Source organism: Paenibacillus sp. FSL K6-2524 (assembly GCF_038005525.1).
In the GTDB taxonomy this organism is placed as follows: domain Bacteria; phylum Bacillota; class Bacilli; order Paenibacillales; family Paenibacillaceae; genus Fontibacillus; species Fontibacillus anaericanus.
This window is the reverse complement of the sequence record NZ_JBBOSP010000001.1, coordinates 3,669,188-3,682,813: the sequence shown is the minus strand read 5'-3', so window position 1 is coordinate 3,682,813 and position 13,626 is coordinate 3,669,188. Positions and strand designations below refer to the sequence as shown.

Sequence of the window (13,626 nt, the reverse complement as noted above, 5' to 3'; positions counted from 1 at the left end):
ACGAAAGGAGAACCAAAGTGATTATTACAACAGGTGATCAGAGTTCTCCCAAGACAGAGAAAAGAGCGATTGCCTTAGCGGCTGAAACAGGCTCGGTATATGTCCGAAGAAACAGCACATCGCTTGCTAAGATGTCCGAGAATCATAAAGGCGAGGATATCCTGATTATTTTGAAGGAAGAGGTTCGGCTGTATCGCGAAGGATATGAGCCGATGGTATTTCATCCTAGCATGGCCTTCGTTCGCGCGAAAAGGCTACTCAAAGGTGAACCTGACAGCATGCTTGAAGTGGCTCGTGTAACCCCGGGTGACACGATTATAGATTGCACGGCAGGTCTAGGTGCGGATTCCATGGTATTTTCTCTTGGAGCAGGCCCAGAAGGTAAGGTGCTGGCATTGGAAGCGTCACTCTCGCTTTCTGCGTTACTAAGGGAAGGGTTATCTTCATACGAATGTAGAATTAAGGAATTTAACGAGGCGTTACGACGAATTGAGGTTCGTTGTGCGGATCATTTAGAAGTACTTCGAGGTCAACCTGATAAAAGTGCAGATGTCGTATATTTTGATCCGATGTTTCGAATTCCACTACTGGGATCAGCTTCCATTTCACCCTTGCGAAAGTTCGCGAATAATAACTCCTTGAGCACTGAGGCAGTTGCTGAAGCTTGTCGTGTTGCACGTAAAACAGTGGTATTGAAAGAGAAGAATGGGAGCGGCGAATTTGAACGATTAGGATTCACAAATGTCGAGCGCGCCCAATCTAAAATTGTGTACGGAGTGATTTCGCTTGATAACTAACAAGAAACCCAAACTGCTAGTGCTTCTTGGACCAACCGCTGTCGGTAAGACGAAGCTCAGCATTGAGATCGCTAAAGCATTCTCCTGCGAGATCATTTCAGGCGATTCCATGCAAGTATATCGAGGAATGGATATCGGAACAGCCAAGATAAAAACAGAAGAAATGGATGGCGTTCCTCATCATTTAATTGATGTGCTGAATCCAGATGAAGACTTCTCTGTCGCTTTGTTTCAGGAGTGGTGTCAGACATTAATTCCGCAAATAGCCGAGAGAAACCATTTACCATTTATTGTAGGTGGGACAGGGTTATATATTGAGTCTGTATGTTACGAGTTTAAATTCACCGAGGCGGGAGCAGATGAGGACTTCCGTGAAGCCCAGCAACGTTTTGTCTTGGAGCAAGGGCCTGAAGCGCTACATGCTAAACTGGCGATTGTGGACCCTGTATCAGCAGCCCGACTACACTACAACGATGTACGCCGGGTCGTACGGGCTCTTGAGATATATCATCTAACAGGAGAAACACTTTCCTCCCGGTTAGAACTGCAAAGTAAGGAGTCTCCATATGATTTATGTTTCATCGGTTTGACAATGGACCGTCAAATGCTTTATAACCGTATTGAACAGCGAATCGATGAGATGATCTCAATCGGCCTTGTTGAAGAAGTGAAACATCTATTGAATCAGGGGTACTCCCGAAATCTGGTATCGATGCAAGCTCTTGGCTATAAGGAGATCGTAGAACATCTTGAAGACGGTGTACCATTGCCTGATGCGATAGAGAAATTGAAGCGGGATACTCGGCGTTATGCTAAGAGACAGCTCTCGTGGTTTAGGCATATGCGTGATATTTCGTGGATCGACGTGGGGGATGGTCAAAACTTTTCTGAGAATTTAATGGCGGCACATGCTATAATAGCAGGAAAGTTTCCTACCGATCTTGAATATAATTATAAACACTAAATGATTCCTATTGGGGGTACGACTAATGAACAAATCCATTAACATCCAAGATACGTTCTTGAACCAATTACGTAAAGATAGCATCCCTGTTACCGTGTTTTTAACAAACGGTTTTCAAATCAGAGGGACCATTAAAGCTTTTGACAACTTTACGATTGTAATTGATAGTGACGGACGCCAGCAAATGGTGTACAAGCACGCTATTTCTACATTCCAACCACAGCGCAATGTGTCGCTCATGCAAGATTCCCAGAATGAGGGTTAAGTTTAAAGTGAAACTTTTTTGAAATTTGATTCGTTTAATGGTATAGGTTAAGAAGCAGAACAACCTAATAAGGTTGTTCTTTTCTTTCCGAGAATAATTGCAATAGGAGTATAGGGGGTTAGAGATAAATTATGGCTACTAAGAGACCACCTTCCAGAGTGGAACGGAACAGTAATCCAGATAGAAAGACGGATAAGCCTAATAAGCCTAATAAGAATAGAAAAAAGAAGTTAAAGCTCAAGCATGTCCTGTGGACCTCGTTCTTCACGGTAGCGATTGCCGTATTTTGCGCCGTCGCTGGCTATTTGTATATTACCATCAGTGGTGAAAAAATATTGACGGCGAACGAAGATAAATTAATCATTTACGAAACATCCAAGGTATATGATCGAAAAGGTCAAATCATGGGTGAACTCTCGATCGATAAGAGTGAGCCCGTAGATTCTGATAAAATTCCTAAGTTGGTTAAGGAAGCGTTTATTGCTACAGAGGATAAGCGTTTCGAAGAGCATAACGGAGTGGATCTGTGGTCTATCGGTCGTGCGGCGGTCAAAGATATCGTGGCTAGGTCCATGGTCGAAGGTGGAAGTACCATTACCCAGCAATTGGCCAAGAATATCTTCCTAAGTTCAGATAAGACCTTTTTCCGTAAAGCAACGGAGATGTCTATTGCTATGGCGCTAGAACGTCATAAGACAAAAGATGAGATTATTACGCTGTATTTAAACCGGATTTTCTATGGTCAGAAAGCATATGGAATTAAGGCTGCTTCTCAGCGTTATTTCGGGAAGAGTAACTTGGAGGATCTGGAAATTTGGGAAATCGCAACGTTAGCAGCTATTCCCAAAGGCCCATCGAAATACAACCCTGTAAGTAACCCAGAGTTGTCTAAACAACGCAGAAGTGTTGTACTCGATCTAATGTTCCAAGAGGGATATATTTCAGCTGAAGAGCGTGATGAGGCGAAAGCAGTTGATTATACTTACGAGCCTCCGGCTAAAAGCGATGCTTACCTTGCCTTTAAAGATTATGTAACACAAGAAGCAGAGGAGAAGTACGGGTTAACAGAAGATGAGTTGAACCGTGGCGGATACAAGATTTATACAACGATGGACTCTCAAGCGCAAAAAGCGTTGGAGAAGGCATTCGCTAATGATGATTTCTTCGAGAAAAGTAAAGATGATACACAGGTACAGGCTTCTATGGTTATTATGAATCATGAGAATGGAAGTCTGGTAGCACTATTAGGTGGACGTGATTATGAGCGAAAAGGATTCAGCCGTCTGAACAGCCGTAGACAACCGGGATCAGCTTTCAAACCGATTGTATCCTTTGCGCCTGCTCTTGAATCGGGTAAATTTAATCCGGATTCACAGATCAGCAATGAGAAGCAATGCTTTGGAGATTATTGTCCTCGGAACCTACATGGGTATTCTAAGACGATTAATTTAACAACAGCATTAACTAAGTCGGAGAATATCCCGGCCGTATGGTTGTTGAATGAAATAGGTGCGAAGACAGGCGTGAAGTACGCTGAGGAAATGGGCATCAAGATGGATGAGAAGGATCGTAACCTGGCGATCGCGCTTGGTGGATTGACACATGGTACAAATACTCTGGAAATGGCAGGGGCATTTAGTGTATTTGCAAACCAAGGTCAATATAATGCTCCTTACTCGATCAAATCCATTGTGGATCATGATGGGAAAGAAGTGTTCAAATATAACGCTCCGAAACCAAAACAGGTTATTAGTGAACAAACTGCGTATTACATGACGGAAATGTTACAAAATGTTATTAATGATGGTACAGGTAAGCGGGCGAAGATTAATCGTCCGTTGGCTGGTAAGACTGGTACAACGCAACATGGGATTAAAGGGCTCAACAGCAGCAAGAACCGTGACGTATGGTTTGTCGGTTATACACCGGAATGGACCGGTTCGATCTGGATGGGCTACGATAACCCTGATAAAGACCACTTGTTAAGTGGGAGCAGTGGGCAAGCTGCGTCGTTGTTTGCAGCGGTAATGAAGGAAGCATTGGAAGGTGTTCCTGTTAAGGACTTCCCAGTGCCGAGTAACCTGCCTACACCAGAACCTCCTGAAGAGGTTGAAGTGCTGGCTCCAAGTGGACTTAGTGCAATATATAATCCAGAGTTGGCAACGGTATCCTTAAGTTGGACTGGAGTTGATCAACTGGATTCTGTATACCATATTTACCGAAAATCCTCTGAGGAGAGCGACTTCTATCACTACATGGACGCGGTAACTACGGAAGCCGAAGACATCAGTGTTGTTCCTGGAATTGGTTATGAGTATTACGTAACCGTCTATGATCCTGTGAACGATACGGAGAGCGAGGCTTCGAACACAGCGGTCATTACGACTGAAAGTCTAGAACCGCCGATTACAGAGCCGAATCCTGATGAGAACCTTGGTGGTGAGAATGGTAACGGCCAGGGTGGTACTGGAGAGGGTAATAATCCAGGCAATGGCCAAGGTGGTAATGGAGAGGGTGGTAACCCTGGTGGTGTAGTTACCCCTCCTGGCAATGGAAACGGTAATGGTAATGGTAATGGTAACGGGGTCAACCCTGGGGAACCAGGGGATGGTGGAACGGGGAGTGAACTTCCATCTGAAGGAGGGAACGCGGGCGACACGAACAGTGGCACGCAAGATCCGGGTGCATCCGGTAATGATGGAGTAATCTGGGGGGAATGATTAGCTCATAACTCTCCAAAGTCTAGGCGCAGCACCGACATTTCTCTTGTGAAGAGAAGGTCGGTGCTTTTTTTATGTGTATTATTGCAAATTGACTTTTGAGACTCTCAATTAAATATGGTAAGCTAAATGTACATTGTGTTGAAAGGGTTTATACCATGAAGCGAAAATTTGGAGATCGTGCGAATTGGCGCCGTGTGACTCAGCGTCAGTTCAAATCAAGGTTTGTTGAAAATAATACGTTTACGGGTTTTGTAACCTTGTACAGTATTTCTGCTTTACGTGACCCTTTGTGGAAAACGTATGGTGGACATACCTTTCGTATTGCCGATAAGGGCTATACCTGGTTGCAATACTATCCTAAGGGGGCTCATTTTGTTGTGACCTCCATGTTCGATGATAAGGGAGAAATTGTGGAATGGTATATTGACATCTGTAAGAATCAAGGCGTTACGGATCAAGGAGTTCCTTGGTTCGACGATCTGTATTTAGACATTGTTGTCTTGCAGAACGGGGAAGTATTCTTATTAGATGAGGATGAGTTGGACGAAGCGTTAAGCCGGGGACATATCACCGTTAAGGATTACGATATGGCGACAGAGTCTGCCAGGGAAGTACTACATGTGATTAACTCAGGTCAATTTCCTTATTTCCATATGTCGCTTGATCATTATCGGAGCGGATTTATGAATTCCGAACATTAAATGCCGGAGGGGAAACCATGAATTTTAATGACAAGGCAATCTCTACTCATCCAAAGTATCGTAAAGGCCGGCGTAAACGCTCTAGATGGCTCCGTCTAGGTCTGTATTTACTTCTGGCAGGTTTTCTGTGGATCGTTTATGTATTATCGCAAATCGGCAGTGTGGAGCGCAGTCCAGCGGTTGTTGGTTCGGCTAAAGAACCGTTTGATGTAGGGATTGTACTGGGGGCTGCAATGTGGGGCGATGAGCCGAGTCCTGGACTAGAGGAACGTCTCTTGCAAAGTTTAGAAGATTATGAGGAGGGGAAGTTCCGTTACTTTATACTATCTGGCGGACTAGATTCTGTGAATAATAAATATACTGAGGCCGAAGGGATGGCTAATTATTTAGAGACGCATGGTGTTCCTCGTGACGTTATGTTACTTGAAAATAATGCGACCAGTACATATGAAAATTTAGAATTTAGCCAGAAGATAATGGAAGAACGTGGTTTGACTTCCGCACTCATCATTACACACACATATCACGGAAACCGGGCACTAGAAATGGCGGAGGTACTTCATTATAGTAATCCGAAGCTTTCCCTAACGGAGTCTAAAGTGCTTAAGCCGGTGACTAACGTAACAAGAGAAGTTCTAGCCTATACCAAATGGAAGCTGGTTCAACTAGGATTCGCCATAGGTATAAAATAATAATTCTTCTAATATCGAGCAGGGTGAGAGAATACATTGTAAAAGTGTGTGTTCAGCCCCTACCCTATAAAGAAGGTGATTACATATGCCAGGGCGTGTTATGGCCAGGAGTGGATCAGCAGAAGAAAGACCATCAAGACAAATTAATGTTATTTTACGAAACACCGAAGCGCCTGTTGTATCTCAGAGTATCCCGGATTCAGAGCCACAATTGGCAGCTAAGGCTCAACAGCAGCAAGGACTTTTTCTGGAGATTCAGAAAGAGCTCGATCAGTTAATCGGACTGGATCATATCAAAGATTTGATGTATGAAATATACGCGTTACTTCAAATCGCATCTATGCGTACGGAAGCTGGATTGCATTCGGGAGCCCAAGTCTATCATATGGTATTCAAAGGAAATCCTGGGACAGGTAAAACAACAGTTGCCAGAATCGTTGCTAGGATGTTTCAGAGAATGGGTGTATTAAGCAAGGGACATTTGATTGAGGTTGAAAGAGCAGACTTGGTCGGTGAATATATCGGACATACTGCGCAAAAAACGAGAGATTTGGTAAAAAAAGCGCTCGGTGGAGTGCTGTTTATTGATGAAGCTTATAGTTTGGCGCGTGGTGGTGAGAAAGATTTCGGCAAAGAAGCGATCGATACGTTAGTCAAATCGATGGAAGATCAGAAAAATCAGTTTATTCTCATTCTGGCGGGATACTCCGATGAGATGGATTATTTCTTACAGTGCAATCCGGGGCTGCCCTCTAGATTTCCAATTCAAATGGACTTTCCCGATTATTCCATTGATCAGTTGATTCAAATTTCGGAAGGTATGGCGAAAGATCGCGATTATATCTTGATGCCTCAGGCCATACTCAAATTAAAACAACATTTGTTAAAAGAGAAATGTCAGAGTGAACATTTATTCAGTAATGCCAGATATGTCCGTAATGTTATCGAGCGTTCTGTTCGTCATCAGGCGGTTAGACTGCTGAGCCAATATGGCGGGGGTTCTCCAGGTAAGCTTGAATTAATGACGATTCGTATGGAGGACTTGAAGCTGGAGAATAAGCGAAATGATAAGGAGCCGTGATTTGTGTCTAATTCCCTACATGAGACGAAGCAAAATATCCCCGACGTAGCTGTTCTTGTGAGTTTGGTTACGTCAGAAGTGAAGCGCAGCGGAATAGATCCTTCTTATTCTCTAGATGAATTAGTGCAATTAGCCGAGACCGCAGGGGTGGAAGTAGCAGAGATCATGGTTCAGAACAAAGATAAGCCTGATTTCAGATGGTTTATTGGTAAAGGTAAGGTTAAGGAGTTGCGCACGATCATTGAAGAAAAGGGAGCCAATACGGCGATATTCGATCAGGAATTGTCGGGTGCTCAGGTCCGTAATTTGGAACAGCAGCTCGATGTAAAAATCATTGATCGGACGCAACTGATTCTTGATATTTTTGCCCAGCGTGCCAAAACTCGTGAGGGAATCATTCAGGTGGAACTCGCTCAGCTAACTTATTTGTTACCACGTCTATCTGGGCAGGGAGTTAACTTATCTCGACTCGGTGGAGGAATTGGAACGCGGGGCCCAGGAGAGAGTAAACTTGAGACGGACCGCCGGCACATTCGTCGTCGAATTGCTGAATTGAAGAGACAATTGTCCGAGGTGACCCGTCATCGTAAACTACATCGGGCGCGTCGAAAGGAAACTGGTGTTGTGCAGATCGCACTGGTAGGTTACACGAATGCGGGTAAATCAACGTTACTCAACGCCCTTACGGCGGCAGATGTATACGTTGAGAACCAGTTGTTTGCTACACTTGACCCAACAACACGGATATGGGAGCTTGCGAATGGTAAGGAAGTTGTCCTGACGGATACGGTGGGATTTATTCAGAACTTACCTCATGATCTTGTTGCTGCGTTCCGTGCTACCTTAGAGGAAGCAGGCGAAGCTGATCTTATTTTGCATATTGTTGATGTAGCTTCTTCCATGCGAGATGAGCAGATGGCCGTTGTGGAGGCCATTCTGCATGACCTGGGAGTAGAAGGTAAGCCTCAGATCGTACTTTTTAATAAGAAGGACCTCTGCGAACCTGAGCGATTAGAGATGCTTCCCTCTGGTGATGGTTATTTAAAGATCAGCGCCTTTGATCCTGATGATCTGAATAGGGTTTCGGTTGCAGTACAGAAGCAGTTGTCGGGTGGTACTCGTATGTTTCGCATTCCTGCTGAGCGGGGAGATCTTACTGCTGCACTCTATCGTATTGGGAATGTGGTGAAGCAACAGTTGGATGATAACGATATGATCTATGAAGTTGTGGTGAATGAAGTCGACTTTGACAAATATGGATATGTATTGACCCCTTTTGGGGAATAAAATTAGAATGTAACAATGAGCAAAACATAGCGTTGTATACAGCAAAGGGAGAGTAAAGGATTATGGCAATATTTAGTGAAGAAATCATGGGTTGGATGGAAGCAGCTGAATTACAGGTACAGCCGCGGTTTCGTGAAATCGATAGAATTGTCGATCTTAATCAATGGAAAGTAATCGAAGCGTTTCAAAAACATAAAGTTAGTGATTTTCATTTTGCTAATTCAACAGGTTATGCGTACAATGATCGCGGACGTGAAGTGTTGGACCTCGTATATGCTGATGTATTCGGTAGCGAGGCAGCGCTTGTACGTCCGCATTTTGCGTCTGGCACACACACGATTGCTACGGCATTATTTGGTGTATTGCGTCCAGGTGACGGTTTGCTCTATATTACCGGGCGGCCGTATGACACTTTACATAAAGTGATCGGTGCACCGGAAGATGGGACAGGTTCGTTGCAAGATTTTGGCATCCATTATGATGAAGCGGCGTTGCTAGCTGATGGTTCAGTAGATTGGGATACAGTAACGTCGAAGATGAATGATCGTACCAAGGTGATCGGCATTCAGCGTTCGAGAGGGTACGATTGGAGAGATTCCTTCTCGGTAAGTCAGATCGGTGAGATGGTCGCGAGAGTTAAGGCTCTGAATCCAAATTGTATAGTATTTGTAGATAATTGTTATGGTGAATTTACAGAAGAACAAGAACCAACTCAAGTAGGTGCCGATCTAATCGCTGGATCTTTGATTAAAAATCCAGGCGGCGGCTTGGCAGAGACGGGTGGTTATATTTGCGGTCGTGCTGATTTGGTAGAACTGACTTCTTATCGTTTGACGGCTCCGGGTATTGGTGGAGAAGTCGGCGCAATGTTGGGCACCACAAGAGGAATTTTTCAGGGATTATTTCTAGCACCTACTATTGTTGGACAAGCTATTAAAGGAAGTGTGCTAGCGGCAGCACTGTTTGAGCGAGCAGGTTTTGTTAGTAGACCAAGTTGGGAAGAGAAGCGAACAGACCTCATTCAGGCTATTGCTTTTAATGGTTCTGAGCAATTGATCGCTTTTGTACAGGGAATTCAACGAGCGGCAGCGGTAGATGGACATGTTTTGCCAGAACCTTGGGATATGCCAGGCTACGAGAATCCCGTGATTATGGCAGCGGGCACGTTTATTCAAGGTGGAAGTTTGGAGTTATCAGCTGACGCCCCGATTAGGGAACCTTATATCGCTTATATGCAAGGCGGGTTAACATACTCTCACGTCAAATTTGGTCTATTGACTGCATTGCAGACGATGAAAGAGCGAAATCTTTTGTGAGTTATTCTCACACAAGTGTTGACATGTCAGGATAGTTGACATAGAATAAAAACATGAACTTCAAGTGGAAGGTTGATAGCGATGAGTGACGAAATACGCAGAAATATGGCACTTTTTCCGATCGGTATCGTAATGAAACTCACCGATTTAACGGCGAGGCAGATTCGTTATTATGAACAACATGAATTGATCATACCGGCCCGAACGTCGGGCAACCAGCGTTTGTTTTCTTTTATCGATGTTGAACGTTTGCTTGAAATTAAGAGTTTGATTGACAAGGGCGTTAACATCGCAGGAATCAAACAGGTAATGAATCCGATATCTAAAGAATCACAAGAAGCTACGGTTATTTCAAAGGACATTGAAGTGAAACGTAAGGAAATGTCTGATTCGCAGCTGTACCGTATGCTGAAGCAAGAGTTGGTAACAGGAAAAAGACCGGGTCAGGTTTCGCTGATCCAGGGGGAATTATCTCGCTTTTTCAAAATATAAATATTGTTGGGAGATGTTATAGTGAGTTATTCAAAAGAGGATATTCTGCGCATTGCAAAAGAGGAAAACGTTCGATTTATCCGTTTGCAATTTACGGATTTGTTGGGAACTATTAAAAATGTAGAAATTCCAGTAAGTCAATTGCCAAAAGCGTTAGATAACAAAATGATGTTTGATGGTTCTTCCATTGAAGGATATGTTCGTATTGAAGAGTCTGACATGTACTTATTCCCTGATCTTGATACATGGGTTATCTTCCCTTGGGTTACAGAAGATCGCGTTGCTCGTTTGATTTGCGATGTTTATATGCCAGATGGAACTCCATTTGAAGGAGACCCACGTTACATTCTGAAACGTGCTTTGAAAGAAGCGGAAGAAATGGGCTACACTTCAATGAATGTGGGTCCTGAACCAGAATTCTTCTTGTTCAAAACGGATGAGAAGGGCAATCCAACAACTGAACTAAATGACCAAGGTGGTTACTTTGACCTTGCGCCAACAGATCTTGGTGAGAACTGTCGTCGTGAAATCGTGTTGACTCTGGAAGAGATGGGCTTTGAAATCGAAGCTTCTCATCATGAAGTAGCTCCAGGACAACATGAGATTGACTTTAAATATGCTAATGCGCTCAAAGCAGCAGACCAAATTCAAACATTTAAATTGGTAGTTAAAACACTCGCTCGGAGTCACGGTTTGCATGCTACATTCATGGCAAAACCATTGTTTGGTGTTAATGGTTCAGGTATGCACTGTAACCAATCGCTATTCAAAGGGAGCGAGAACATATTCTGTGATGAGAACGATAAATTGGGTCTGAGCGCTGAAGCACGTTACTATATGGCCGGTATTATGAAACATGCTCGTGCATTTGCAGCAATCACTAACCCAACAGTTAACTCATACAAACGTCTCGTACCTGGTTATGAAGCACCTTGTTATGTTGCTTGGTCTTCTAGTAACCGTAGCCCAATGATTCGTATCCCGGCTTCCCGTGGTCTTAGCACTCGCGTAGAGGTTCGTAACCCGGATCCTGCAGCTAATCCTTATCTAGCTTTGGCTGTTATGCTTAAAGCAGGTCTTGACGGAATCAAAAAAGAAATTCCGTTGGTAGATCCAATTGACCGTAATATTTATGTTATGTCCGAAGAAGAACGGGTTGAGGAAGGAATTCCTAGCTTGCCATCGGATTTGAAAGAAGCATTGAACGAGTTGCTTCGTAGTGAGATCATTTGCGAAGCGCTAGGTGATCATGCATTAACTCACTTCTATGAATTGAAAGAAATCGAATGGGACATGTACCGTACACAAGTTCACGCTTGGGAACGCGATCAATATATGTCATTGTACTAGAATCGAAGAATCCCCTTACGCTTTTGCGTATGGGGATTTTTTTGTTTTGTGGCAAATCATTCTAACTTTGTGGATGTAGGTGGATAGATACCCATGAGATGCCCACAAGATACCCATAAATAATGGCTCAACCACACAATCAGTGCTTGACGAATTTTTACATCACTCTAACGGAACTAGCAACCCTTATTTTGAGTTTTGAGGGTCGAAATAATTTCTAACGGAACTGATAGCCCTTATTTATTCCAAATGATGCTCTAGTACATAAATATGATGAATTAACGTCTGTTGGTTCCGTTAAAATCCAGAAAAGCCGAGTATACCACGAATAAGGTCGCTGAGTTCCGTTAAAATGTTTCATTATCATCATCGATTGAAGGTTATGCACTAATTCTGGTTTTGAAACTAAATATTTGGTACTCAAGCTATACCTATCGACTCAGAGGATTAAATAAATTTCATTTGACTAAATCATAATACGATTATCGTTTCACTAAGCAGATTGGGTATCATTGATGTCTCTTATATAAGCCTTACTGGAATCCTTAAAGGGATTCCTTTTTTTATTACTAAAAAAGTAGGGTGAGGACCCTTATTTATATAAATCTCTTAAAATATGCTATTCTACGGCGACAATAGGCGATGCATTCATAGAATTGAAGCATAGAATACACAATGAAAGAGTAAGGGAGGTGAAAGAAATGGCGATACTATTACCGCAACAATTCTTCGATATCGGACCTTTTATCGGTAAATCCTATTATGAAGATCTAAGAGGTGGAAGTAACGCTACGGTAACTGTTAACAATTTTGGTCCAGCGCCAATTGATCTTGTATTGACTCGTGTTAATGCTCCGGTTATCACTTATACCATCCCTGCGGCATCCAGTCTCTCGCAAACTGTTAATCTATTACTAGTAGTAGCTCTTCTTGCTAGTTTTGGTGCAGCATTCGGTGACATCCAAATTACCACCACTGATTTTTAAGTTGGGATACTAGTTTTAGCATTACCCTTACAGCGATGTGAGGGTAATTTTTTTAATATTAGAGCATGGCTAGACACTTCATAGCGAATCAGATATAAGCCTGTTAGAATAGTAGAAGGAATTAAGAGAGGGGGAAATGGTAGGATGAACATTGATCTACATGGAAAAACAGCGCTTGTAACGGGGGCTACCGGAGAGTTAGGTCGTGTGATGGCACGTACACTAGCTCAGTGTGGGGCAAAAGTGGCAATTCATTATCATAGCAACAAACCTAAGGCTCAGCAATTGCTTGAAGAAATTCAGGCTTGGGGTGGAACTGCGACTATTGTACAGGCTGACATAACAAATGAAGCTTCAATCCTCGAAATGAAGGATTCAATCTATGCAGAACTTGGCGAGGTAGATATTGTCGTTGCTAATGCGGTTGTACAATATACTTGGACTACCATTCTTGAGCAGTCTCCTGATGATTATAAAAGTCAGTTTGAATCATGCGTTATGCAAAGTGTGTTTCTGGCAAAGGCATTTATTCCAGCGATGCAATTGAAACGAGTAGGTCGATTTATTGGCATCAATACCGAATGTTCTATGCAGAATTTTGCTACACAATCAGCCTATGTTGCTGGTAAAAGAGGGATGGACGGAGTATATAGGGTGCTGGCCAAAGAGGTCGGAGAGTATCAGATCACGGTCAATCAGGTGGCACCAGGATGGACGATCAGTGAAAAAGAACGTTCGGCCGAATTGGGAGCTGATGAAGGTTATAAACAAGGAGTTCCGCTGAAACGTAGGGGAGAGGATCAGGATATCGCCAATGCTGTGGCATTCCTCGCTTCAGACTTAGCTAGTTTTATTACCGGTGCTTACATACCCGTAACAGGCGGTAATGTAATGCCAGCGATATAGGATATCAATAGAGGAAATGAAAAGCTATCTCATTCGTAGAGTTAACTACTTATGGGATAGCTTTTT

13 protein-coding genes are annotated in these 13,626 nt (G+C 43.2%); all 13 read left to right on the top strand.

Going from position 1 to position 13,626, the window contains the following annotated elements; translation table 11 throughout:
* Nucleotides 1-17: 17 nt before the first annotated feature.
* The 13 genes from NST85_RS16910 to NST85_RS16850 all read left to right on the top strand — a co-directional run bounded on the left by NST85_RS16910 (nucleotide 18) and on the right by NST85_RS16850 (nucleotide 13,560).
* Entirely contained in the window at nucleotides 18-797 is a 780-nt protein-coding gene (locus NST85_RS16910; protein WP_341189888.1) for a class I SAM-dependent methyltransferase, read from the top strand.
* The gene (gene miaA / locus NST85_RS16905) at nucleotides 787-1,761 is read left to right on the top strand and encodes a tRNA (adenosine(37)-N6)-dimethylallyltransferase MiaA (protein ID WP_341189887.1); all 975 of its coding nucleotides are present in this window, start codon (nucleotides 787-789) and stop codon (nucleotides 1,759-1,761) included. The genes NST85_RS16910 and miaA overlap by 11 nt, the downstream gene beginning before the upstream one ends.
* A gap of 25 nt (nucleotides 1,762-1,786) precedes the next feature.
* Nucleotides 1,787-2,026, top strand: coding sequence for an RNA chaperone Hfq (hfq, locus tag NST85_RS16900; RefSeq protein WP_127190571.1), 240 nt, complete (start codon nucleotides 1,787-1,789; stop codon nucleotides 2,024-2,026).
* Nucleotides 2,027-2,157: 131 nt separating this feature from the next.
* A complete protein-coding gene (locus NST85_RS16895; protein WP_341189886.1) occupies nucleotides 2,158-4,746 on the top strand; it encodes a transglycosylase domain-containing protein in 2,589 nt (862 codons plus the stop codon).
* Between the two features lie 158 nt (nucleotides 4,747-4,904).
* Complete coding sequence (locus NST85_RS16890) at nucleotides 4,905-5,450, top strand: DUF402 domain-containing protein (RefSeq protein WP_307395283.1); 546 nt, start codon at nucleotides 4,905-4,907, stop codon at nucleotides 5,448-5,450.
* Nucleotides 5,451-5,467: 17 nt separating this feature from the next.
* Nucleotides 5,468-6,142 (top strand): YdcF family protein, encoded by a 675-nt coding sequence (locus NST85_RS16885; protein WP_341189885.1) that lies wholly within the window; start codon nucleotides 5,468-5,470, stop codon nucleotides 6,140-6,142.
* A gap of 85 nt (nucleotides 6,143-6,227) precedes the next feature.
* Complete coding sequence (locus NST85_RS16880) at nucleotides 6,228-7,223, top strand: AAA family ATPase (protein ID WP_127190567.1); 996 nt, start codon at nucleotides 6,228-6,230, stop codon at nucleotides 7,221-7,223.
* A gap of 3 nt (nucleotides 7,224-7,226) precedes the next feature.
* Nucleotides 7,227-8,510 (top strand): GTPase HflX, encoded by a 1,284-nt coding sequence (gene hflX, locus NST85_RS16875; protein WP_341189884.1) that lies wholly within the window; start codon nucleotides 7,227-7,229, stop codon nucleotides 8,508-8,510.
* 62 nt (nucleotides 8,511-8,572) lie between these two features.
* Nucleotides 8,573-9,826: a methionine gamma-lyase family protein gene (locus tag NST85_RS16870; protein ID WP_127190565.1), complete on the top strand. Its 1,254-nt coding sequence runs from the start codon at nucleotides 8,573-8,575 to the stop codon at nucleotides 9,824-9,826.
* An 81-nt stretch (nucleotides 9,827-9,907) separates the two neighbouring features.
* On the top strand, nucleotides 9,908-10,318 hold the full coding sequence (locus NST85_RS16865; RefSeq protein ID WP_127190564.1) for a MerR family transcriptional regulator: 411 nt from the start codon (nucleotides 9,908-9,910) through the stop codon (nucleotides 10,316-10,318).
* Nucleotides 10,319-10,339: 21 nt separating this feature from the next.
* Entirely contained in the window at nucleotides 10,340-11,668 is a 1,329-nt protein-coding gene (glnA, locus tag NST85_RS16860) for a type I glutamate--ammonia ligase (RefSeq protein ID WP_127190563.1), read from the top strand.
* Nucleotides 11,669-12,369: 701 nt separating this feature from the next.
* Nucleotides 12,370-12,654, top strand: a complete 285-nt coding sequence (locus tag NST85_RS16855; RefSeq protein ID WP_341189883.1) for a hypothetical protein — start codon at nucleotides 12,370-12,372, stop codon at nucleotides 12,652-12,654.
* A gap of 144 nt (nucleotides 12,655-12,798) precedes the next feature.
* On the top strand, nucleotides 12,799-13,560 hold the full coding sequence (locus NST85_RS16850; RefSeq protein ID WP_341189882.1) for an SDR family NAD(P)-dependent oxidoreductase: 762 nt from the start codon (nucleotides 12,799-12,801) through the stop codon (nucleotides 13,558-13,560).
* Nucleotides 13,561-13,626: the final 66 nt, after the last annotated feature.

What these genes read in the sequence shown, in the direction of transcription:
- hfq (WP_127190571.1), top strand. Translation starts at nt 1,787, where the DNA reads ATGAACAAATCCATTAACATCCAAGATACGTTCTTGAACCAATTACGT.
- NST85_RS16895 (WP_341189886.1), top strand. Translation starts at nt 2,158, where the DNA reads ATGGCTACTAAGAGACCACCTTCCAGAGTGGAACGGAACAGTAATCCA.
- NST85_RS16890 (WP_307395283.1), top strand. Translation starts at nt 4,905, where the DNA reads ATGAAGCGAAAATTTGGAGATCGTGCGAATTGGCGCCGTGTGACTCAG.
- NST85_RS16885 (WP_341189885.1), top strand. Translation starts at nt 5,468, where the DNA reads ATGAATTTTAATGACAAGGCAATCTCTACTCATCCAAAGTATCGTAAA.
- NST85_RS16880 (WP_127190567.1), top strand. Translation starts at nt 6,228, where the DNA reads ATGCCAGGGCGTGTTATGGCCAGGAGTGGATCAGCAGAAGAAAGACCA.
- NST85_RS16870 (WP_127190565.1), top strand. Translation starts at nt 8,573, where the DNA reads ATGGCAATATTTAGTGAAGAAATCATGGGTTGGATGGAAGCAGCTGAA.
- NST85_RS16865 (WP_127190564.1), top strand. Translation starts at nt 9,908, where the DNA reads ATGAGTGACGAAATACGCAGAAATATGGCACTTTTTCCGATCGGTATC.
- NST85_RS16855 (WP_341189883.1), top strand. Translation starts at nt 12,370, where the DNA reads ATGGCGATACTATTACCGCAACAATTCTTCGATATCGGACCTTTTATC.
- NST85_RS16850 (WP_341189882.1), top strand. Translation starts at nt 12,799, where the DNA reads ATGAACATTGATCTACATGGAAAAACAGCGCTTGTAACGGGGGCTACC.